The 21,015-nt window shown below is 35.1% G+C and carries 24 protein-coding genes; 9 read left to right on the forward strand and 15 right to left on the reverse strand.

Going from position 1 to position 21,015, the window contains the following annotated elements; genetic code table 11:
• Nucleotides 1-25: 25 nt before the first annotated feature.
• The 7 genes from OLM58_RS15170 to murQ all read right to left on the reverse strand — a co-directional run bounded on the left by OLM58_RS15170 (nt 26) and on the right by murQ (nt 3,674).
• A complete protein-coding gene (locus OLM58_RS15170; RefSeq protein WP_070907134.1) occupies nt 26-397 on the reverse strand; it encodes a DNA topoisomerase IV in 372 nt (123 codons plus the stop codon).
• A gap of 318 nt (nt 398-715) precedes the next feature.
• Nucleotides 716-1,291 carry a DUF1572 domain-containing protein gene (locus OLM58_RS15175; RefSeq protein ID WP_264529597.1) on the reverse strand — a complete coding sequence of 192 codons (576 nt, stop codon included), beginning with the start codon at nt 1,289-1,291 and terminating at the stop codon, nt 716-718.
• 64 nt (nt 1,292-1,355) lie between these two features.
• Entirely contained in the window at nt 1,356-1,928 is a 573-nt protein-coding gene (locus OLM58_RS15180; RefSeq protein WP_264529598.1) for a pentapeptide repeat-containing protein, read from the reverse strand.
• Nucleotides 1,916-2,128, reverse strand: coding sequence for a type II toxin-antitoxin system RelE/ParE family toxin (locus OLM58_RS15185; RefSeq protein ID WP_264529599.1), 213 nt, complete (start codon nt 2,126-2,128; stop codon nt 1,916-1,918). Before OLM58_RS15185 ends, OLM58_RS15180 begins: the two co-directional genes overlap by 13 nt.
• An 87-nt stretch (nt 2,129-2,215) precedes the next feature.
• Entirely contained in the window at nt 2,216-2,446 is a 231-nt protein-coding gene (locus tag OLM58_RS15190) for a hypothetical protein (protein ID WP_264529600.1), read from the reverse strand.
• A 27-nt stretch (nt 2,447-2,473) separates the two neighbouring features.
• On the reverse strand, nt 2,474-2,695 hold the full coding sequence (locus OLM58_RS15195; RefSeq protein ID WP_264529601.1) for a DUF6095 family protein: 222 nt from the start codon (nt 2,693-2,695) through the stop codon (nt 2,474-2,476).
• A gap of 166 nt (nt 2,696-2,861) precedes the next feature.
• Nucleotides 2,862-3,674, reverse strand: a complete 813-nt coding sequence (gene murQ, locus OLM58_RS15200; protein WP_264529602.1) for an N-acetylmuramic acid 6-phosphate etherase — start codon at nt 3,672-3,674, stop codon at nt 2,862-2,864.
• Between the two features lie 521 nt (nt 3,675-4,195).
• Here murQ and OLM58_RS15205 point away from each other — a divergent pair.
• Entirely contained in the window at nt 4,196-5,002 is an 807-nt protein-coding gene (locus OLM58_RS15205) for a helix-turn-helix domain-containing protein (RefSeq protein WP_264529603.1), read from the forward strand.
• A 154-nt stretch (nt 5,003-5,156) separates the two neighbouring features.
• Entirely contained in the window at nt 5,157-7,544 is a 2,388-nt protein-coding gene (locus tag OLM58_RS15210; RefSeq protein ID WP_264529604.1) for an outer membrane beta-barrel family protein, read from the forward strand.
• 68 nt (nt 7,545-7,612) lie between these two features.
• On the opposite strand, the gene OLM58_RS15215 is transcribed toward OLM58_RS15210, so the two are convergent.
• Together OLM58_RS15215 and OLM58_RS15220 are read right to left on the reverse strand one after the other, a co-directional pair.
• Nucleotides 7,613-8,281 (reverse strand): ZIP family metal transporter, encoded by a 669-nt coding sequence (locus OLM58_RS15215; protein WP_026110183.1) that lies wholly within the window; start codon nt 8,279-8,281, stop codon nt 7,613-7,615.
• 89 nt (nt 8,282-8,370) lie between these two features.
• Nucleotides 8,371-9,135, reverse strand: coding sequence for a class I SAM-dependent methyltransferase (locus OLM58_RS15220; protein WP_264529605.1), 765 nt, complete (start codon nt 9,133-9,135; stop codon nt 8,371-8,373).
• 168 nt (nt 9,136-9,303) lie between these two features.
• Between OLM58_RS15220 and OLM58_RS15225 the strand changes: the two genes are divergently transcribed.
• From OLM58_RS15225 to OLM58_RS15235, 3 genes are all read left to right on the forward strand, one after another.
• Nucleotides 9,304-10,461: a THUMP domain-containing class I SAM-dependent RNA methyltransferase gene (locus OLM58_RS15225; protein ID WP_017498386.1), complete on the forward strand. Its 1,158-nt coding sequence runs from the start codon at nt 9,304-9,306 to the stop codon at nt 10,459-10,461.
• 155 nt (nt 10,462-10,616) lie between these two features.
• Nucleotides 10,617-10,853 (forward strand): hypothetical protein, encoded by a 237-nt coding sequence (locus OLM58_RS15230; RefSeq protein ID WP_264529606.1) that lies wholly within the window; start codon nt 10,617-10,619, stop codon nt 10,851-10,853.
• A 14-nt stretch (nt 10,854-10,867) separates the two neighbouring features.
• A complete protein-coding gene (locus tag OLM58_RS15235) occupies nt 10,868-11,560 on the forward strand; it encodes an aspartate/glutamate racemase family protein (protein ID WP_264529607.1) in 693 nt (230 codons plus the stop codon).
• Nucleotides 11,561-11,849: 289 nt separating this feature from the next.
• Here the strand turns inward: OLM58_RS15235 and OLM58_RS15240 are convergent, their stop codons facing one another.
• Genes OLM58_RS15240 through rlmD form a run of 3 tightly spaced genes read right to left on the reverse strand, consistent with a single transcriptional unit; the run spans nt 11,850 to nt 14,607 of the window.
• Entirely contained in the window at nt 11,850-12,665 is an 816-nt protein-coding gene (locus OLM58_RS15240) for a DUF6048 family protein (RefSeq protein ID WP_264529608.1), read from the reverse strand.
• Entirely contained in the window at nt 12,637-13,182 is a 546-nt protein-coding gene (locus tag OLM58_RS15245; RefSeq protein WP_264529609.1) for a DUF6452 family protein, read from the reverse strand. The genes OLM58_RS15240 and OLM58_RS15245 overlap by 29 nt, the downstream gene beginning before the upstream one ends.
• A gap of 12 nt (nt 13,183-13,194) precedes the next feature.
• Nucleotides 13,195-14,607, reverse strand: a complete 1,413-nt coding sequence (gene rlmD / locus OLM58_RS15250; RefSeq protein ID WP_264529610.1) for a 23S rRNA (uracil(1939)-C(5))-methyltransferase RlmD — start codon at nt 14,605-14,607, stop codon at nt 13,195-13,197.
• 336 nt (nt 14,608-14,943) lie between these two features.
• Here rlmD and OLM58_RS15255 point away from each other — a divergent pair, with 336 nt between their 5' ends.
• On the forward strand, nt 14,944-15,819 hold the full coding sequence (locus OLM58_RS15255; RefSeq protein WP_232424389.1) for a sensor histidine kinase: 876 nt from the start codon (nt 14,944-14,946) through the stop codon (nt 15,817-15,819).
• Between the two features lie 307 nt (nt 15,820-16,126).
• Here the strand turns inward: OLM58_RS15255 and cysM are convergent, their stop codons facing one another.
• Both cysM and OLM58_RS15265 read right to left on the reverse strand, forming a co-directional pair.
• On the reverse strand, nt 16,127-17,014 hold the full coding sequence (gene cysM / locus OLM58_RS15260) for a cysteine synthase CysM (RefSeq protein WP_264529611.1): 888 nt from the start codon (nt 17,012-17,014) through the stop codon (nt 16,127-16,129).
• Between the two features lies 1 nt (nt 17,015).
• A complete protein-coding gene (locus OLM58_RS15265; protein WP_264529612.1) occupies nt 17,016-17,807 on the reverse strand; it encodes a serine O-acetyltransferase in 792 nt (263 codons plus the stop codon).
• Between the two features lie 192 nt (nt 17,808-17,999).
• Between OLM58_RS15265 and OLM58_RS15270 the strand changes: the two genes are divergently transcribed.
• The 3 genes from OLM58_RS15270 (at nt 18,000) to OLM58_RS15280 (ending at nt 19,820) form a co-directional block, all read left to right on the forward strand.
• Nucleotides 18,000-18,701: a DUF1003 domain-containing protein gene (locus OLM58_RS15270; protein ID WP_070906735.1), complete on the forward strand. Its 702-nt coding sequence runs from the start codon at nt 18,000-18,002 to the stop codon at nt 18,699-18,701.
• 392 nt (nt 18,702-19,093) lie between these two features.
• Nucleotides 19,094-19,279, forward strand: coding sequence for a hypothetical protein (locus OLM58_RS15275; RefSeq protein ID WP_017498305.1), 186 nt, complete (start codon nt 19,094-19,096; stop codon nt 19,277-19,279).
• The gene (locus OLM58_RS15280) at nt 19,269-19,820 is read left to right on the forward strand and encodes a Smr/MutS family protein (RefSeq protein ID WP_264529613.1); all 552 of its coding nucleotides are present in this window, start codon (nt 19,269-19,271) and stop codon (nt 19,818-19,820) included. Before OLM58_RS15275 ends, OLM58_RS15280 begins: the two co-directional genes overlap by 11 nt.
• A 147-nt stretch (nt 19,821-19,967) precedes the next feature.
• Here the strand turns inward: OLM58_RS15280 and OLM58_RS15285 are convergent, their stop codons facing one another.
• Nucleotides 19,968-20,948, reverse strand: coding sequence for a hypothetical protein (locus OLM58_RS15285; RefSeq protein WP_264529614.1), 981 nt, complete (start codon nt 20,946-20,948; stop codon nt 19,968-19,970).
• Nucleotides 20,949-21,015 lie beyond the last annotated feature (67 nt).

Below are 21,015 nucleotides of genomic sequence, written 5' to 3' on the forward strand. Positions count from 1 at the left end.
GTTTTAAAACATTTAAATAGATTATTTACTCAACTCTTACTACTGTGCCACGTTGTTTTTGGTCAGAACCCACCATTCCAAATTCAAAAGTGTAAGAATCCTTAGAAGTGGTTAGAATTTTCATGCTGATGGCTTTTTCTTCAGCCATATTTTTAGGGTGTTTTTTTTGTAAAATGTATTCACAATCACTTACCCATCTGATGGTTGAAGTGTCTGTTTTACCTTCAAAAGTTTCGATTTCGATATTGTCTTTACGTTCAAAAACAGTGGTTTTTTTGACACCATTTACTTCAAATTCAAATTTGAATTTTCCATTTTTAAAATCTTTGCAGTTGTGTTCTGCGTTGTAACATGACATTAAACCTAATAATGGAAGTAAGAATATAATTTTTTTCATAATGTAATTTGTTTTTTTAAGGAGCTGATTCCTGCTGTACGCTATATCTTTTCCGTCAGCTGCGGCAGACATAAAAGGATACCGCTTCCATCAGGGCTAGGGCATTAGTATTTATTAGAGGATTTTTGAAGTACAAAGATTATTTATATTTATAATAACAAAAGGATAAAAATAAAAATAGAACTAAAAAGTTTAAAAAAGTCAGAAAAAACAAGTTCCTTTTTCTGTTTTCAAAACCTTGTTCTGAAGCCAGTTTTGTTTTGCAGAATCGGATGAGAATCCACCAGTATAATCCGCCAAGATCTGCATGAAATTCTATCATTTCAATCGCTTCAATTCATCATCTGTAAAGTTCTTGATTTCTTTTTTTTTGGCAAACTTTTCGGCATTGTAATTTCCGGATTTGTTTTTTGGAATCGATAAGCTGTCCCAGTCGCCCTTCTTTAATTGTTTGGCATAAAAAACAATCTGTCCGATATGATAAGGATAATGTGCCAGCTGTCTGTTGATTGCCTCAATAACGGTATGACCTTCGTTACGGATATAAATGATGTCTGAAAGCTGCTCCGGGTTTAAGCTGTTTAAGGCATTCAGCAAACAATCCCAGCCTTTGTTCCAGATCAGCAGGACTTCTTCTTTAGATTTCAGATCATTTTCAAATTCCGAATCGCGATTGCGCCATTCTTTTTCGCCATCAGACGTTAAAAAATCGGTCCAGCGTGAGAGCATATTGCCTGAAACGTGTTTTACAATCGTAGCAATGCTGTTGGTATCTTCATTGAGAGTAACAAAAAGCTGTTCGGGTTCTAATTGTGCAATGGCTTTTTCCCCCAGCATTTTATAGTACAAAAACTGTTTTTTAACGCTTTCTAAATAGGAATCAGTTGCTTTCATAGTGATACATTTGGTTTAGCGGAAATGAGTTTTTATTTTTTGTCACAAGTTCGTGGCAAAAAAACTATACAATTTTAATATCGTATTTGTCTAATAACCCTACAATACCCTGAGTTGAAAATTGTGCTTTTCGCATAGGGTTAAATTCAGGATCAATTTTATAATTGTAGGCAGTTCTAAAGTCGACGCCTGCCAGCTGTGTATCGTTAAAAATAGCCCCGTCGAGATTGCAATTGTCAAATAAAGAATTGGTTAGATTGCATCCTATAAAAGAAACCTCGCGCAAAGAGCAGTTGATAAATTTAGTTTTAGGCATTTTTTTGTTCGAAAACACAGCGTAATCTAATGTACTTTCTTCAAAATAAACCTGGAATAGAAAATCATCACATTCGTTAAAAGCAATTCCAAGAAGCTTGCAATTTTTGAATGTAGCATTTTTCAGACTGGTACCGGACAAACTTGTCATTGATAAATTGCAATCGATAAACTCGCAGTCTAAAAAGGTATTATAAGCAAAATTGCTATTCGAGAAATCACAATTCTTAAAAACACAATCTTCAAACTCCCGATTGTTTATTTTTTTGTCAATATAGGTAACTTTTTCGAAGGTTTTTTGAATGTGAATTAGACTTTCCATGAGTGTTTTTTAGATTTTCGTGCATTGTGACGTACCCTAAGGATATAAATGATTTCCTCTGTTATTTGATAGGAAACCGAATAATTGTAAACCGAATAAACTCTGAAACTACCATCATTATTGGTTTTTTGAGTGTCGTGTTTATAAATTTCGGGTTGAGTTTTAAGAATTTCGGTACTGTCAAAAAATAGTATTGACAACTTTATCAGCAATTGAAATTGATTTGCTTTCAAAGAAAATGTAAAAATGAATGTCCTCTAATTGATTCAAAGCACTGCTAGACCAAATTATTTTCTTCCCCATTTTTCTGCAATCTCTTTAGCCTGATCTTCCGTATAAAAGTTGCCTTTTTTGATGTTTTCCAGAGCGTCTTCAATGTCTAAATTGTAGGCTTTGTCTGAATCAACTGTACTGTTGTTTACAGACTGTAAAAGATGTTTTAGCTTCTCAACAAACGAAGGGTCTTTTACTTTATCAATTTCCTGATGAATCCACTTTAGTTCTGCTTGAATATCCATAATAAAGAATTTGAGTAAAGATACAAATTAGTCATTAAATAAACCTTTCATAATGACTTTCAATCCGTAAAAGATCAAAAACATAGCGCTTAAACAAGCCACAATTCCAATTCCCAAAACCAGATAATGCCAGTTGGTATGCTGATTCATAAAAGCGTTATAAATTAGCGACGGCCCAATAAACAATAAAGGCAATGAACCCGATAAATATTTAATTCCTTTTCCTAATAATTCTTTATTTGTTGCCATTTTTTTGTTTTAGGTTTTGAGAGTTTCAGGTTTTAATGTTTCAGGTTTTAATGTTTCAGGTTTCAAGTTTCAGGTTTAGTACCTATTGAAATTTACGGCTAGATAGGCATAATCTCATTTTACATCTCATATCTTACCAAAAACATTTTACCAAAAACATTTCACATTAACGATTATAATTGTCCACAGCATTTCGTACGCTGCCATATTTTTTTAATAATTCGCTGGCTTGTTCGTAGGAAACAGGAATTTCTCCCATAATCATTTTTACACCGCGATCTACCAATTTGATGTTACTCAATTGCATATCGACCATTTTATTACCTTTTACTTTTCCAAGCTGAATCATTGCAGCAGTCGAAATCATATTCAGCACTAATTTTTGAGCTGTTCCGGCTTTCATTCGGGAGCTTCCAGTGATAAATTCCGGACCTACAACCACTTCAACCGGAAATTGAGCAGTAAGCGCCAAAGGACTTCCTGCATTGTTAGTAATACAGCCCGTAAGAATATTGTTTTGATTACAGCTTTCTAAACCGCCAATCACATAAGGAGTAGTTCCTGAAGCCGCGATGCCAATTACTACATCGTTTTGATCAATATGATTCGCCTGTAAATCAATCCAGGCTTGAGTTGCATTGTCTTCGGCATTTTCTACGGCACGACGAATGGCAGTATCACCACCGGCAATAATTCCGTTTACTAAATCAAAAGGAACACCAAAAGTTGGAGGACATTCTGAAGCATCAACAACACCTAAGCGTCCGGATGTTCCCGCACCGATATAAAATAATCGACCGCCTAATTTTAGTTTAGAAACTACCTGTGCGACTAAAGTTTCAATTTGCGGAATCGCTTTTTCGACTGCATCAGGAACAGTTTTGTCTTCCTGATTGATGTTAACCAGAAGTTCATGAACTGACATTTTTTCTAAATGTTCGTATTTTGAGGACTGTTCTGTGGTTTTTGTAAAGGCCATTTTTTCATGTTAATTGAACTGGGTCAAAATTAATCTTTTTTCTTGCAATCCCGAAATTTGCGACCTAAAGTCGTGAAGATTTAGATTTTTTTTTGTTGTAATTTCTGATGAAATGATTGCTCTGTTGAGCCTTTATTAAAACAACTAAAACATTATATTTGTTAAATAATTAAAAATTTGGAATGGATATAATTAGCTTTTTAACGAGTATCGCAAAAATATCAGTCTTTGTTTCTTTTTTACTGGCCTTCTTTTTACTCACAGTGCAAACAAAGAATAAATTGACAAACCGGCTGTTTGCTTTCTATTTAATATTTTTTGCCCTTGATAACAGCGGTATTTTTATAGATGATGAGTTTATAAAAGCCCATTTTAACTTAGAATTTTTCAGATGGACAGCTTGTTCTCTGGTTTTGCCTTTTTTCTATCTGTACGTTTTATCTGTTTGTTTCACAGATTTTAGATTGAGATCGAAACATTTACTACACGCAATTCCATTTGTACTCCTGAATGTGTTTTATATGTTCAGACTTTATTTTTTAACGAATGCCGAAAAAATAGTGTTTTACAACCAGCGTGATCAATCGCCGGAGATGTTCTTTTTGTTTCTTGCTCTGGCCTTGCAAATTGTATTTTACAGCATTGGAGTAGCTTTGGTCTTAAAAAAATACAAAGCAATATATGAGGAAAATTATACCAATCCCAGAAGTTCTGTTTTTAAATGGCTGCTTCAGATAGCAGCTATATTCTTTGTTTTGTATTATTTATGTATCATTAAGAATGCTTTAAGATATGTAAATTATGATTCGTTATGGATTTGGACCAATGTAATACTGCAGTTTATGGTTTTGGTAATAACCTGCTGGTTTGTATTAAAAGCACTGAATCATCCGGATCTTTTTCGCGGTATCGATTCTAAACTGCAATTGGCCAAAGATATTCTTCCTAAACAGATTAATAATGTCGGAGAAAAGGAGCATCAAAACGAAGTGATTTCAGATCAAATTGCGACATTGAAGCTTTACATGACCGAAAAAGAGCCTTTTCTGGACCCGTCGCTTACCATTCAGGAACTTTCGAATCAAATCAATATTCCGGTTCGGGATTTATCTGTTTTAATCAATCATCATATCGATCAGCATTTCTTTGATTTTGTAAACGAATATCGCATTCAAAAAGCAATGAATATACTGAAAGATCAGTCCAAAAGTCAGCTTACAGTTTTGGAAATTTTGTATGAAGTAGGTTTTAATTCAAAATCTTCCTTTAATACCTCTTTTAAAAAATATACAAATCTAACCCCTACAGCTTTTCGGAACGCCTCATAATAAGGGCTTTGCATAAAGTACTACTCCGTGACGAAAAAAGTCGAACTCATTTCTGTTGAGAAAATGAGTTCGACTTTTTTTTGTCGGTCGAATTCCGAAAATTTCTGCAACAACTTTGCTTCATAATTAATCGAACAAGTTAAAACCAGAAATCATGAAAAAAGTTTACCTCCTTATTATTTTAGTATTACCGATGTTAGGTTTAGCACAAACAACTGCAAAATTAAAAGGGAAAATAGCCAGTGAAACAACTGCATTAGAATGGGCAGATGTTTCCGTATTCAATTCAGAAGGGAAAATTATTGAAGGAACAACCAGTAAGCCGGACGGCTCTTTTGAACTTAACTTAAAAGAAGGCTTTTATAAAATTGGAATAAGTCTGCTGGGATTTGTAGACTACGAAAAGCAGATCGCGATTAAAAAAGATACCGATTTAGAAATTATAGTCTTGAAAGAGAATACTACTCAGCTGGGAGAAGTGGTAATTAAAACTAAAAAGAATACCATCGAGCAAAAAACAGATCGTTTGGTTTATAATCTCGAAAATAATGTCACAAATGTTGGTGGTGATGCTTTAAGCGCCATCAATACCGCACCTGGTGTTGTGGTTCAAAAAGAGACGATCAGTATATTAGGAAAAGGGACTTCCCGTGTGATGATTGACGGACGTATCGTTGAGTTAACAGGAGAAGAACTAAACAACTATTTAAAATCGATATCGGCGGCAGATATTAAAAGCATTGAGATAATCAGTACTCCTCCCGCAAAATACGAAGCTGAAGGAGCAGGAGGGCTGATTAATATTGTGTTAAAAAAAGGTACCCGAAATTCCTGGAAAAACACTTCCACAGCTACTTATGATCAGAATAAATACGGGGTTTTGACTTTAAGAGATAATTTCTTTTACAACAAAAATAAGTTCAGGTTTTCTGCCAGTATTAATGGCAAGAAAGGACACCGATTTGCCGATGAATTTCTAAACATGTATTTCCCTGATGGACTTTCTGAGATGATTATCAATACAAAATTTACCGATGAAAGTTTGTCCGGAAAATTAGCTTTGGATTATGATTTTTCAGATCGTATAACCGTAGGTTTTCAGGTTTTAAAAGACAGAAGTAATCCGGATTTTAAGTCGGATATCAGAATTAATAATTACAATACTAAAAATGAACTGGACAATTATATCCTGAACAATAGTTTTGTGGATAAACGGTCCGGTAATCAAACTTATCACGGGCATTTGATTGCAAAATTGGATTCTTTAGACAGAAAATTGTCTTTTGATGTGGATTATTTTAATTACAATTCAAAATTCGACCGAAATGCAATCGCCAACAATTACAGACCAGATAATTCATTTGCAGGCATTAATCAGTCGGCAAGAAATGTTTCCGATCAGGATATTGATAACTGGAGCTTTAAGGCAGACATGGAACATCCGCTTACAGCATTCAATTTGTCATATGGTACAAAAATGAGTTTTACAAACAGTAAGAGTTATGTGCTTTACTACAACACGATTACAGGAACACCGGAATTGGATCCCAATCAGTCCAACCGATTCAGGTATACGGAGAACAATCAGGCAGTGTACGTTAACGGAGATAAAAAAATCAATGAGAAATGGAATCTTCAATTGGGATTGCGCCTTGAAAATACTCAAACGAGTGGTTTTTCAGAAACCTTAAACGAGAAAACAAAAAATAATTATTTGAGATTGTTTCCTACGGTTTATGTTTCATACAAAGAAAATGATAGTAATAATTTCAGTTTTAATTATGGAAAAAGAATCAGCCGACCTCAGTTTGATTTGCTGAATCCATTTCGTAACTACATTAACAGCAACAGTTATTCTGAAGGAAATCCGTTTTTAAGACCTTCGTTTAGTGATAATTTTGAGTTTAGTCATTCGTATAAAGGAGTTTTGCGAACCAGTGTTTTCTTGAATGTGATCAATGACGGTTATGGTGTGATTTTTACCTCAATTCCCGAAACCAATACGCAAATTGTAACCAGAGAGAATTATTTCAGAGATCTAAAGTATGGGGTTGGAGAGAGTTATTCGGCTAGTTTTGCAGACTGGTGGCAAAGTGAAAACACGTTATATTTCTTAGGATCAAAAACAAAGTTTGTAAAAAATATCAATGCCACGCCATCCAATAGCTTAGAAGTTAATTTTTCAACTAATAATACATTCTCATTGGGCAAAACGAGTAAACTTCAAATTGATTTTAATTACAATACACCTTCTAAAAGCGGTTTGTACAAAACAGGGTATATGTCGAGTTTTGATATTGGTTTTAAACAGGATATGCTAAATAAATCCCTGCAGATTGCTTTTTTAGCCAATGATATTTTTAATACTTCTTATTTAAAAGATTTAGTTTCGGTTGTAAATGGCGTAAAGCAGGTGTACAGTCAGAATTTTTCAAACCGATTTTTACGTTTATCTGTTATTTACAATTTTGGAAACAAAAAAATAAACGTGAAACAGCGTGATTTTGGAAATCAGGAGGAGAAAAACAGAACAGGAAATTAGGTTTTAGAATGTAAGGTGTGAAATGTGAGAAGCAGAGAAGAAAGTTTTCTGCTTCCCGGGTTTCCAAACTACAATATAAAAGCTAAAAGAATCCCCAGAACAATCATAGAGACTTTGGCAACATTGAATTTATGTCCTTCGCTGCTTTCGAAAATAATGGTTGAGGAAATGTGAAACAGAATTCCGATAACGATGGCTGTAATTTCAGTGTAATATTTGCTTAGAACCGGTAAATATTCAGAGGCAACGGTACCCAATGGGGTCATAACTGCGAATGTAAGCATGAAAGCAAAAATGGCTTTTTTATTCAGCTCTGCATTGATAAAAAAGGTGGTCAGAATTACGGCAATTGGTAAATGATGAATAGCAATTCCAAGAGCCAGACCATGATGATGGCTTACCGGAAAACCTTCCAGAAAAGCATGAATACACAAGCTGGTAAAGAGCAGCCACGGAATCTGTGACATCTTAGCGTGCCCATGAACGTGCCCATGTTCGGCTCCCTTAGAGAAAAACTCCAGTATAATCTGGAATAAAATTCCAAGCATGATGAAGATACCAATATTGTGCTTATGTGTTTCATAAACTTCCGGTAACAGATGCATTACGGTTAAGGACAATAAAAATGAACCGCTAAACGCAAGCAGCAGCTTTAGATTGGTTTTGCTCTTTGGTTTTAAAAACAAAGCCACCATATAACCTAAAAGTACAGAGAATAAGGGGAGTAGATAATTCATTTTTTATGGTTTAACCGTTGATTTGTTTAACCGTTTAATTGTTTTTGTTTAGCGATTAAACGGTTAAACAATTAAAGGATTGCCCAGTTTTATTTAAAAATCATGATTAATCGTTCGCTTTCGGTTTTGTGGAATTTTTTGAGTTTATAATCTCCAAAAATGTCCAACAGGAAAATTCCCGCTTCTGCCATTAGTTCTTCAAAATCTTTTAAAGTTAAGGCTTTTACTTTTTCTGTGAAATGATAATTTCTTCCCTGATCCTCAAAATCTATTTCTTTAAAAATATGTCCGTCCTCCACATATCTTTTGATTTTGAAATCAATTCCGTCTACACTTTTTACCTCTTCAGGTACCAAAGTTTCGATAACCTGAGTAACGTTCATAAAGTCGATTACCGCAAAACCGTATTCAGATAAACTTTCTTTAATGGCCTTAAGGGTAGTTAAATTATCGTCGTCACTTTCAAAATATCCAAAACTGGTAAATAAATTAAAGATGGCATCAAACTTTTCTTCAAAAGGTTCACGCATATCGTGCACTTTAAAATGCAGTGTTTCGTTACTGTTTTTTGTAGCTTCCGTAATACTGTTTTCAGACAAGTCAGCACCTAAAACATTAAATCCCAGTTGATTTAAATAGATAGAGTGACGTCCTTTTCCGCAAGCCAGATCAAGTACTTTTGCTTTTTCAGGCAAATTCAGATAATGGGTCAAATTGTCCATGAAAACCTGAGCTTCGCGATAATTTCGGTCTTTATAAAGAATATGGTAATATGGAGTGTCAAACCATGACGTAAACCAATTTTCGGTATTACGTTCCTGATTTGGTGAGGATGAGTTTGCTGCTTCAGACATTTATTCTATTTCAATTAATTCAAAGTCCGGCAAATTTAGTGTATTTTTGCCGAAAAATAACTATTTCGCAACGATACCTCTATGAATCCTTGCGGAAATGCAGCAGGTGTACGGATATGCAGATGCAGAGATCAACAGCAGTACATTTGAAATAATTCAAAAATAAAGATGGAAGAAAATTTTAGAATGATAGCCAAATGTTTTTTTGGTTTTGAAGAAATATTAGAGAATGAATTGCGCACTCTTGGTGCTCAGGATGTCGAAAAAGGAGTGCGAATGGTAAGCTTTAAAGGAGATAAAGGCTTCATGTACAAAGCTAATTTATCACTTCGTACCGCACTTAAAGTTCTAAAACCTATTTATTCGTTCAGAGCAAATAATGAACAGGCACTGTACAAAGGAATTTCGGGTGTAAACTGGTCTAAATTATTAAATGCCAATCAGACTTTTGTGATTGACGCCACCGTACACTCCACTTATTTCAACCACTCTGAATTTGTTTCTCAAAAATGTAAAGATGCTATCGTAGATCAGTTTAGAGAAAGAACAGGACAGCGTCCGAGTATCGATAAAGCTTTTCCGGATTTAAGAATTAATGTACATATCGATAAAGATCAGGTTTCAGTTGCGTTGGATACTTCAGGGAATTCACTGCATCAGCGTGGTTATCGAACCGCAACGAATATTGCGCCAATCAACGAAGTTTTGGCAGCAGGAGTACTATTGTTATCAGGATGGGAAGGACAGAGTCATTTTGTAGATCCAATGTGTGGTTCCGGAACTTTTCTGGCAGAGGCCGCTATGATTGCCTGCAATATTCCGGCGAATATTAATCGTAAAGAGTTTGCATTCGAAAAATGGAAAGATTGGGATAACGATCTTTTTGATCAGATTGTAAACAGTCTGATGAAAAAAACAAAAGAATTTCATTACACGATAAAAGGGTTTGATAAAGCACCAAGTGCTGTAAACAAAGCCAAAGATAATATCCGAAACGCCAATTTGGAAGATTATGTTACGGTAAGTGAGGATAACTTTTTTGATACTGAAAAAGCAGTGGAAGGAAAGTTACACATGGTTTTCAATCCGCCTTACGATGAACGTCTGGATATTCACATGGAAGAATTCTACAAAAATATCGGAGATACTCTAAAGAAAAGCTACCCGGGTACAAACGCCTGGTTTATTACGGCAAATCTTGAAGCTCTGAAATTCGTAGGTTTAAAACCATCCCGAAAAATTAAACTTTTCAACGGAAGTCTTGAAGCACGTCTGGTAAAATACGAGATGTACGAGGGAAGTAAGAGAACGAAATTTCAGGTCTAAGGTTCTAAGGGGCTAAGTTACTAAGGCGCTAAGAACCTTAGTAACTCAAAAAAGAAAATAATAATAATTTTAAGGTTTTAAAAAAAAGGACAAAGGAATCTACAAAGTATAATCTTAGAACCTTAGCTTCTCAGAACCTTAGTAACTTAAAGAAAATGACAAAACTACAAGTAAGAGCTTTTTTATACCAATTAGGATGTTTCGCGATTCTATTTATTTTAGGGAGATTTTTAGTGGCTTCTTATACCGGCTTAACCGGATTTTGGATTCCAATGACCGCTTTTATTGTCGCTACATTGATTTCGCCTAAATTTCAGTCCGTAAAGACTAAAGATGGAGAAAAGCTTTTCATGAAATGGATTTTTATAAGAGGAATTAGAGAAATTGGATAATTAATGGATTGTATATGAGGATAATTGGACTTATAGGCGGAATTAGCTGGGTTTCTACAGCAGATTATTACAAACTTATAAACGAGGGAATTAATAATAAGCTGGGAGGACTTAATTTCTCGGAGTGTCTGATTTATTCTTTCAATTATGCCGACATTAAAAAGAATAACGATGCCAATGATTGGGATGCGACTTTTAATTTGCTTTTAAAAGGATGTCAGTTTCTTAAGCAGGGCGGGGCAGAAGCTATTGTTTTGTGTGCGAATACCATGCATTTGATTGCTGACCGACTTGAGAAGGCAATTGATTTGCCAATTATTCACATTGCGACTGAAACGGCATTGGCGATTCAGAAGAAAGAAGTGAAAAAAGTAGGTTTGATGGGAACGAAGTTTACCATGGAACTTGATTTTTTCAAAGATAAATTAGCCGAAAGTGGAATCGAGACTATCATCCCTAAAAATGATGCCGACCGTGATTTTATGCACACCACAATCTTTGAAGAATTAGGAAGAGGTTTGGTGACGGAGGCAACTAAAAAACGGTATTTAGAAATTGCCAGTCAATTGATAAAAGAAGGCGCTGAGGGAATTATTTTAGGTTGTACCGAGATTCCCTTGGTGATAAAGCCGGAAGATGTTTCTGTCCCGGTTTTTGATACTACTTTAATTCATTCTATGGCAGCTGTTAAGTTTCAATTGTCCTAAAAAGTTAGATAAAATTCCAATATTTAAAAAAGAAAAATTCCAAATAGTATTATATATATTATTTGGAATTTTTCTTTTTTAGTCTTTTTTGTTTTTTAATCCCGTAGTGCCAGTTTGGTCGAAGTCGAAGCTGTCTGCCTGAGCGAATTAGATTAGAAAGTGTCAGTTTGATCGGAGTCGAAGCTGTTTGTCTGAGCGGAGTCGAAGACAGGTTTTAGGTATAAAAACAAATTCCAAACAGTATCTATTGCACGGTTTGGAATTTGGAATTTTTAAAATTTGGAATTTATTATTTTCTAATGGTTTCCTTTTTTATTAATTCAGGAATGATTGTCTTTTTCTTGTAAAGCGGAATGAAATAAGAAACGGTATAGTTAAAACCAATCCCGAAGCTACCATCATAGGTTCTGTTGAAACCTGGAATATAAAGATTGTCAAATCCTGAAGGTTTTTTATTAGAAGCCAACAGTTTGAGCTGAACGCCAAAACCAACAAATACGTTATTAAAAACCTTTGCTTTTACACCCATTGCCACTTCAAGCCAACCTGCAGTAAGACCATTGTATTTTTGACCGGAAACAATTGCCGGCTGTTCTCCCCAGTATGGGTTTGGGTTGTAAATTTTATAGGTATTCAATTGTTGACTAAAAGTACTGAAACCGCCTCGTAGTCCAATGGTGATTAAATTTTCCATATCCAGCCAGTTTTGATACAAATTGTAATCAAAACCTCCTTTGATGTAAGTTCCGGTAGTGGTAGTGTTTAATCGGTCATCGTCAGTAGTTTTGTCTTCAAAACCAAGTTCGGCAGCCAGATAGTATTTTTTGGTCAGACGAAAATCACCTGTAACTTCAATACCTTTATAATTCTTGTCGTAAAATCCACGGGTTAATTTGTACAAATCTACACCCACACGAAGTCCGTAACGATCCGTTTTGATGCTATCCTGTTTAGTTTCCTTGACAGCAGGTTTAGCTGCTTGGGCTTTTGGTTTTGTTTTAACGATCTCTTTGGGTGCTGCTGTGTCCGATGTTTCCTGAGCCTGACCTAAGAACATTGAAAGCAGTAAGCAAAAACTATAAAAATATTTTGATATGTGTTTCATTTTCAGATTCAATGTGTTTTATGTCTGTAAAAATTTGTTTTATCCAGAATCCATCGCCTGCAGGGTCGGTTAGGTCGTTGGGTTTTAGCGGATCAAGATCGAAGACGGTCTTAAATCCACACGCCCTTGACACGTATACATTCTCACGAGTATAGTAAAATGTTATCCGATCGCTGTTTTTGGTAGCAGGATTGGTGCTCTGAGAGTTATAAACAAAATCATACGTGGTGGTGTTTTTGTCTATTCTCAGAGGTATCGAGATTGTATTCGAATTGGTTACATATCTTAAAGGATTTTCCTCGTCTGTTATGCTTTTGTTGAAAACAATTCCTTTACTTTCTCCCTCTCCAGTTACTTTTAGATTTATTACGTTTTCTTTTACAGTAGGTTCGGCATCTTTATAAAATGTAATTACCAGACGCGGAGTTGTTGGTGTACTGGCATCACAAATATCGTCTTTTTCACAACTGGACAGGCCAAAGGTGAAAATTAGTAAAAGAGAGATTATTTTTTTCATTTAGATAATTTGTTATCGAAGTTCTAAAAGCACAACATTTTCGACATGGTGTGTTTGCGGAAACATATCGACCGGTCTAACACGGGTTACTTTGTATTTTTCGTCCATTAAAGCCAAATCACGTGCCTGAGTTGCTGAATTACAGCTCACATAAACAACTTTTTTAGGAGCAATTTTCAAAATTTGATCAACAACCGCAGCATGCATACCGTCTCTTGGCGGATCTGTAATGATCACATCCGGTTTTCCGTGCTGGGCGATAAAGGCTTCATTGAAAACAACTTTCATGTCACCAACAAAAAACTCACAATTGGTAATATTATTGCGTTCTGCATTTGCTTTAGCGTCTAAAATCGCTTCAGGAACACTTTCTACACCAATTACTTTTTTTGCCTTTTTTGAGACAAATTGCGCTATAGTTCCCGTTCCGGTATACAAGTCATAAACTGTTTCGTTTCCTGTAAGCCCTGCGAAATCACGTGTTATTTTGTACAGCTCGTAGGCCTGATCTGAATTAGTCTGGTAGAAAGATTTAGCGTTGATGCTAAATTTTAAACCTTCCATTTCTTCCAGTATATAGTCTCTTCCTTTGTACAGCTTGATATCCTGATCGTACATAGTATCGTTTTGCTTGGCATTTATCACGTATTGCAACGAAGTAATCTGCGGAAACTTTTCGTAAAGGTGATCCAAAATCAGTTCGCGGTTTTTTTGATCATCTTCAAAAAACTGGATCAAAACCATAATCTCCCCGGTAGATACCGTACGAATCATTACCGTTCTCAACAAACCGGAATGCTCTCTTGGATTGAAGAAGGCCATATTATGCTCGTTGGCAAAAGCTCTGATCTCATTTCTGATGGCATTTGAAGGATCTTCCTGTAAATGACATTTTTGGATGTCCAGAATTTTGTCCCACATTTTCGGGATATGGAATCCTAAAGCATTTCGGTTTCCTAAATCTTCCGTACTTCCAATTTCTTTCTCGGTTAACCAACGACTGTTAGAAAATGAAAATTCCATTTTGTTTCTGTAGAAAAACTGTTTTTCAGAACCTAAAATGGTTTCAAATTCGGGAAGTTCTACTTTTCCGATACGCTGTAAGTGATTTTTTACTTCATTTTGTTTGTAATACAACTGTTGGCTGTATTTCATATTTTGCCATTTGCATCCTCCACAAACACCAAAATGATCGCAGATTGGCTCAATACGATGCTCTGATAATTCGTGAAATTTTACGGCTTTGCCTTCATAATAGGCTTTTCTTTTCTTAAAGGTCTGTACGTCTACTACATCGCCAGGAACGACATTCGGAATAAAGATTACTTTTCCGTCAGGAGCCTTTGCTACTGATACTCCTTTTGCTCCTGCATCAAGAACCTGAATTTGATGAAAGACAATTTTGTCTGTATTTTTTCTTCCCATAGCGCAAAAATAAGGGTTTGTAAACTTTTATAAATTTAATTTTTAAAATATTTTATCAAATTGCCTAATTTAGTGGTTTAATCAAGTTTAAAAGTTAACTTTGTTTATAACAATCGCCCCGAATACTGCATTTTTTATAACCTATTAGTATTGTTGTCCTTTATGAAGTTGTATCATAATCTGTCTCAAATTGGCTTTTTAAAGAAAAGCTATGCTTTCAAATTTTTGTTTGTTGCTTTTATAGGTATACATATCCCTCTGATAGGAATTTTATTTTTTGTACTGTATTATAATCACAGTGTTTCGGCTACCTCAATTTTGATTTTTTCTTTGGTTATGACATTATTGGCGACATTAGTGACGCTTTTGGTTTTAAATCACTTAATAAAGCCCATTTCAATAGCCTCAAAAGCCTTAGACGATTACAGACACAACAGAAGATTGTCTATTTTGCCTACAGAATATAGTGATGAAGCAGGTTTACTTTTGTGCAACATTCAGGAATCGATCTATGAATCAGAAAGTTTTATCAATGAAAAACAGGATTTGATTTATATGCTTTCGCATGATTTGAAAAATTTTGCAGGAAATCCTCAGGGACTGGCGCGATTGATTATAAGTGAAAATCCATCAGAATCAGTTCGTCAATTGGCAGAATTGATTTGCGAATCTACTAATCTACAGTTTCGATATATTGAAAACTTCATTAAACTATTGCAGGAACAAGATCGGGTAGTAAAAGGAAATTTGGAGATCAGAATGATAACCTTTCCTAATATTTTGCCTTTCATCAATGAACAGGTTGAACAGCGTCTGATTGATAAGAATATTAAATTAAGTCTGAATTTAGAGCTTGTTGAGGCAAAACTGAGAATTGACGAAGGTTTATTGGTTCAGGTTTTAGTGAATTTGATTAGCAATGCCGTTAAATTCTCTTATTTTGACAGTGAGGTTAAAGTGAGAATTTATACCGAAGATTCAAAATTCATTGTAACCGTTACGGATAATGGAATTGGTTTTGACAAAAATCAGATTGATGAGCTCTTTAAAAAATTCACAAAAATGAGCCGATTGGGTACCGCTAATGAATCTTCGACCGGAATTGGTCTGTATCTTTGTAAAAAAATAATTGAGAAGAATAAAGGCAAATTAACAGCAACCAGTGAAGGCAGAAATAAAGGGGCTGAATTTAGAATTGAGTTTGAATTGTAGTTTTTGGTTTGTTGTTGAGATTCTAAGATACTGATTAATATTCCTGAATGTAACGCTCCGCTGGAGCTCTTTCTTTTCAGGGGATAATTGTGTTATATTTATTTCGCTCCTTCAGAGCTCAATTTTAAAAGCTTCTTCATAAAATTTTAAAAAAAAATAAATCAGCGTCAATCCGTGTTTTTGCTTTAGCGAATCCGTTTTATCCGCGTGAAAAATTTGAGGCGTTCTTATGCCGAATTTATGATTTATGGTTCTGAACGAATCCTATTTTTGAATAAAAAATCAATTCAGAACCATAAAGTTGTTTTTAGTCAAATAAATCAGAAGATAAATAACGATCACCACGATCACAAATCACGGCAACAATAACTCCCGATTCCAGTTGCTCGGCAATTTTTAAGGCAACAGCTACAGATCCTCCGCTGCTCATGCCGGCAAAGACACCTTCTTCAAGGGCAAGTCTTTTAGTCATCTTTCTGGCTTCTTCTTCGCTTACATCGATGACAGTATCTACTTTCGAGGCGTCAAAAATTTTCGGCAAATATTCCTGCGGCCATTTTCTAATTCCCGGAATTTGAGATCCGTCACTAGGCTGAGCCCCGATGATTTGAATGTTGCTGTTTTTCTCTTTTAAATAGGTCGAAGTCCCAATAATGGTTCCCGTAGTTCCCATTGCCGAAACAAAGTGGGTTACCGTTCCTTCCGTGTCGTTCCAGATTTCCGGACCTGTGGTTTTGTAATGTGCTTTCCAGTTGTCATCGTTTGCAAATTGATTTAGCATCAAATAACCGCCCTGAGCGACCTTTTTGTCGGCATAGTCCCTCGAGCCAATAATTCCTTCACTAGCGGGCGTTAAAATGACTGTGGCACCATAAGCACGCATGGTTTGAGTTCGCTCTTTTGTAGAATCTTCAGGTAAAACCAATTCGATTTCAATTTGAAACAATTGTGCGATCATTGCCAAAGCAATTCCCGTATTTCCGCTGGTGGCTTCAATTAGCTTGTCGCCTTTTTTAATATCGCCTCTCTCAATAGCCGAAGCAATCATGTTGTATGCCGCTCTGTCTTTTACACTTCCTCCGGGATTATTACCTTCAAGTTTCAGTAAAAGTTTTACGTTTTTATTTTTAACCAAATTGACGGTTTCCATTAACGGAGTGTTTCCAATTAGATTAAGCAATTTCTGTGGACCCATTTTATTTTTTTTCTTTTATTTTAACTTCAGTTGTAGTGGTGTTTAAAACGATTGAATCTTCAGGGATAGATTTGGTGATCCATGCATTTCCGCCTACAATACTGTTCTTTCCAATAATGGTTTCACCTCCCAAAATAGTAGCATTGGCATAAATGCAAACGTTTGCTTCTACAGTCGGGTGTCTTTTGGCGTTTTTCATTTCTTTACTAACGCTCAGAGCTCCTAAAGTAACACCCTGATAAATTTTTACATGTTTTTTAATCACAGTAGTTTCTCCAATTACAATTCCTGTAGCGTGATCAATAAAAAAGGGAGAAGCAATCTCAGCTCCCGCATGAATGTCGGTTCCTGTAATTCGATGTGCGTACTCGCTCATCAATCTTGAGAAAAGTAATAGATCCAGACGATACAATTCGTGACTTAGTCGGTAAATGGCGATCGCGTAAAATCCGGGATATCCCAAATAAACTTCATCAATACTGTTCGATGCCGGATCATTTTCAAGGATGTATTCGGCGTCCTGATTTAGTTTTTCCAGAACTCCGGGCAATTTTTCCAAAAAACGATCCCACATTGCATCACACGAATTTTCAGATTTTTTACAGGCCAGAACAGCAATTTCTTTAAAACGAATCTCCAGTTCTTTGATACTTTCGTCTAAAGCCGCATTGGAATCAAAAAGAGTGTAAAAAAGCTTCTCTGTAAAATCTTCTGTTTTGGTTTTGATGCCGTAATTTATGCTTGAATGACTTTTTAAAGCTTTTATATTTTGTATGATGGAATCTTTTGTCAAAATGGTAAAATTGAATGAATACTTAGAAACGCTAAAAGTAAGGTGTTTTTTGTAAATAAAGGCATGAATGCTACAAAGAAATTTTCTTTTAAGAGTGGTAATTTGTGATAAATAGAAGAAATGTAAACTGCTGTTTTTTTATGTAATTCTTAAGTAGTTAAATGTGTAAATTAGCAGTTAAAAATTGTAAAAATGAAAAATAACTCCACTTTTAAAAGCGCTATTTCTGATATTTCCTTTCCTGAAAGCGATAAAATTTATGGAAAATCGATACACGACCCTATTTTAGGACTGATTATTAAAGATCATCCTTCTTTTAGCGACGAGGATTGTATTGCCGTGAAAGAATTGAATGAATACCGTCAGAGGTATATTTCGAACTATTTATCAACTGAAATTGGAGTGCTTTCAGATCTTGAACAAAGTGTTCTTTCTTCGTTAAAAGAAGATAAGTCGATTGTTAGTATTGCTGAAGACGAGCCGGAAACCAGAAATTTAGGTCAGAGAGTTGCAGATCAGGTGGCGGATTTTGGAGGAAGCTGGACGTTTATCATTTCTTTCCTGATTTTTATTATAGTTTGGATTGGAGCGAATGTTTTTATTTTGGTCAACAAAGGTTTTGATCCGTATCCGTTTATTTTACTCAATTTGATTTTGTCCTGTATAGCTGCATTGCAGGCACCGGTAATTATGATGAGTCAGAATCGTCAGGAGGAGAAGGACAGAAACCGAGCCAAAAAAGATTATATGATCAATCTTAAATCGGAATTAGAGATCAGAATGATTCATGATAAAATCGATCATTTGATCATGCATCAGCAACAGGAGTTGATCGAAATTCAAAAAGTTCAAATCGAAATGATGAACGATATTTTGGATAAGATTAAGAAATGATTCTTACAAAAGTAATGTAGGTAAAAGATTCGAAAGGGTTAAAAAGAGCGTTTTCTGGTTGAAGGAATTTAAGGTGTTCAGAGTAGTTGGATTTTGATTTTTTGATGCAAAGGGGGAAATGATTTTAGAAAAAAGGAGTGGCTTTCAGATTGAATTGTATTTTGAATTGTATTGAAAATTTAATGCTAAAAAAGTAAGAATAGAATAGGTTGGGAATTTTTTGAATTCTATTGCAAAAGAAGCGGGATTTAATACACGACAACAACACTGTTTTTTTAAAATTAGGAGGTTTCTTTTTTCTAAAATTGTGCAAGAATTAATAAGAACAGTTGAAGGGGGGGTGTTGCTATTTTAAAGTTTCCTATTTTTGAACTCTCAATACTTATAAAAAAATGAAAGCTTTTAAAATTTTAATAATGATTCTTGCTATTTCGGTTGCGTTATACGAGCAGGTTTCAGCAGAAAAAAACATCTATATTATGGTAATTGCTATTGCGGTTTTCATGTATGGAATGATGCAGTTGAGTGCAAAAACACCGAGTAAAAACCAAGATAAAGAAGAGCAGGATGTTGACTAAAGGAGATAAGGTTTCAGTCTTAGACGAAGCGATAAACGGAACGGTAGTTTCGGTGAAAAACAAGGAAGTTTTGATCGAAACCGAGGATGGTTTTATGATGACATTTTTTGTCAATGAATTACTTAAAATGCAAGAATCCAGTAATTTAATGAATTCTATTAAAAGAATTAATTTAGATGAGATTTCAAAAGAAAAAACAGAGCCAAAACCGCGAAGTTTTGTAAAAGAAAAGAAAGATAAACGTGAAATTTCGGCTCCTGAGTTTGATTTGCATATCGAAAAACTGGTTCCTAATAAACGTGGAATGTCTAATTATGATATTTTGACTTTACAGACCGAAACAGCAAAAAGACATATTGAATTTGCAATCAGAAATCGTATTCCTAAAATTGTTTTTATTCATGGCGTTGGTGAAGGTATTTTGAAAGCAGAACTTGATTTTTTATTAGGTCGTTATGACGGAATAGATTTTCAGGACGCTAATTATCAAAAATACGGTTTAGGTGCAACCGAAGTTTATTTTAGACAAAATCAGAAATAAGATCTTATTTCGATCGTGAAATATTAGATTTAGGGCATAAAAAAACGTCCGTTTTTCTTTCCGGATTTCTAATGAAACCGGTTTAGAAAAACGGACGTTTTTTTGTAGGAATATAAACAGGTGTGAACTTGTTTTTGAAATTACCTTTTATGGTGTAGCCGATACCTCAAGAATTCCGTAATTGTAAATAGTTGGTAATTTAAAACTACTGTTGGCTCTTGTGAGTTTTACCCCTTTAAGAACGATCTTGTGGAAATAAGTACTTCCAACAAGAGTTGTACTGACTTCGATAATTCCACTTACATTTTGTACGCCATTATCTGCGGTCCATATTTCGTTTACAGTTGGAGTAGTCGGTAAAGGCGTAGCGCAAAAATAATCCTGAGTTAGAGAAGTACCATTGTAAGTGCGTAATAAAACTTTATTGGTTGAAGAGCCAATTAAGCCTGTTTTAGGCTGGTTGGAAGGCGTAACAACGTTTTCAAGCAGTTTAGGATCGATGCTGTCAATTGTTAAAGCGCTTGAAGGTGTGAAATTAAATAATTGCTTTGAGGTTGGACATTGTCTGACAACTGTTGGGAAAGCAGTATTTGGGGCATTGTATGTGGTTTTAAAGAGGCCAAATGAATATTCGGCCTCTACTTGTGGGCCTGCCGGTTTTAGAAAAGTAATATTCTGGAAAAGAATATTGTGATTGTAACCTGTAATGGTAGAGCTTCCATCAGTGTTATCGGTTACAGCTGCTGTAATGACATCTACAATTTTTCCGGCAGTGGCCTGCCATTCCTCAGTTACGGCCGGTGTTGTTGGAGGTATTGCTCCGCAAATATTGTCAGCGGTTACCAGGCCGTTATAAGCTCTGTATACTACACGGATTGTAGTATTGTTAATGTCGTAAGTTATAGGTTTTCCTTCCGGGGTTACATCATTTTGGAGTGTATTTTCAGGTAGTTGAATTAATAGTGACTCTTGTTTTTTAAGCTTGTATATAAGGTTGTTTGTTTTAGCATTACAGGTTGTAGCTGTAATACTTTGATCGCTAAAATCAATTGTATCTACCACTAAATCCCCGTCGTCGCATCCGTTTAATAAAAGCGCAAAGAAGAGAAGGCTTGCATATTTTTTCATCGTAATTTTATTTGAGGTCAAAAATAGTGAAAAATTTGGCAAATGATATTCAAGATTTGACAATTGA

Origin of the sequence: Flavobacterium sp. N502540, from assembly GCF_025947365.1 — a bacterium.
GTDB lineage: Bacteria > Bacteroidota > Bacteroidia > Flavobacteriales > Flavobacteriaceae > Flavobacterium.

Coding starts and splice junctions, on each gene's coding strand:
- OLM58_RS15240 (WP_264529608.1), bottom strand. CDS start 12,665: ATGAAACACATATCAAAATATTTTTATAGTTTTTGCTTACTGCTTTCA.
- OLM58_RS15175 (WP_264529597.1), bottom strand. CDS start 1,291: ATGAAAGCAACTGATTCCTATTTAGAAAGCGTTAAAAAACAGTTTTTG.
- OLM58_RS15190 (WP_264529600.1), bottom strand. CDS start 2,446: ATGGATATTCAAGCAGAACTAAAGTGGATTCATCAGGAAATTGATAAA.
- OLM58_RS15210 (WP_264529604.1), top strand. CDS start 5,157: ATGAAAAAAGTTTACCTCCTTATTATTTTAGTATTACCGATGTTAGGT.
- OLM58_RS15180 (WP_264529598.1), bottom strand. CDS start 1,928: ATGGAAAGTCTAATTCACATTCAAAAAACCTTCGAAAAAGTTACCTAT.
- OLM58_RS15280 (WP_264529613.1), top strand. CDS start 19,269: ATGTTGACTAAAGGAGATAAGGTTTCAGTCTTAGACGAAGCGATAAAC.
- murQ (WP_264529602.1), bottom strand. CDS start 3,674: ATGGCCTTTACAAAAACCACAGAACAGTCCTCAAAATACGAACATTTA.
- OLM58_RS15285 (WP_264529614.1), bottom strand. CDS start 20,948: ATGAAAAAATATGCAAGCCTTCTCTTCTTTGCGCTTTTATTAAACGGA.
- OLM58_RS15195 (WP_264529601.1), bottom strand. CDS start 2,695: ATGGCAACAAATAAAGAATTATTAGGAAAAGGAATTAAATATTTATCG.
- OLM58_RS15270 (WP_070906735.1), top strand. CDS start 18,000: ATGAAAAATAACTCCACTTTTAAAAGCGCTATTTCTGATATTTCCTTT.
- OLM58_RS15235 (WP_264529607.1), top strand. CDS start 10,868: ATGAGGATAATTGGACTTATAGGCGGAATTAGCTGGGTTTCTACAGCA.
- rlmD (WP_264529610.1), bottom strand. CDS start 14,607: ATGGGAAGAAAAAATACAGACAAAATTGTCTTTCATCAAATTCAGGTT.
- OLM58_RS15230 (WP_264529606.1), top strand. CDS start 10,617: ATGACAAAACTACAAGTAAGAGCTTTTTTATACCAATTAGGATGTTTC.
- OLM58_RS15225 (WP_017498386.1), top strand. CDS start 9,304: ATGGAAGAAAATTTTAGAATGATAGCCAAATGTTTTTTTGGTTTTGAA.
- OLM58_RS15205 (WP_264529603.1), top strand. CDS start 4,196: ATGTTCAGACTTTATTTTTTAACGAATGCCGAAAAAATAGTGTTTTAC.
- cysM (WP_264529611.1), bottom strand. CDS start 17,014: ATGGGTCCACAGAAATTGCTTAATCTAATTGGAAACACTCCGTTAATG.
- OLM58_RS15170 (WP_070907134.1), bottom strand. CDS start 397: ATGAAAAAAATTATATTCTTACTTCCATTATTAGGTTTAATGTCATGT.
- OLM58_RS15215 (WP_026110183.1), bottom strand. CDS start 8,281: ATGAATTATCTACTCCCCTTATTCTCTGTACTTTTAGGTTATATGGTG.
- OLM58_RS15245 (WP_264529609.1), bottom strand. CDS start 13,182: ATGAAAAAAATAATCTCTCTTTTACTAATTTTCACCTTTGGCCTGTCC.
- OLM58_RS15275 (WP_017498305.1), top strand. CDS start 19,094: ATGAAAGCTTTTAAAATTTTAATAATGATTCTTGCTATTTCGGTTGCG.
- OLM58_RS15255 (WP_232424389.1), top strand. CDS start 14,944: ATGACATTATTGGCGACATTAGTGACGCTTTTGGTTTTAAATCACTTA.
- OLM58_RS15220 (WP_264529605.1), bottom strand. CDS start 9,135: ATGTCTGAAGCAGCAAACTCATCCTCACCAAATCAGGAACGTAATACC.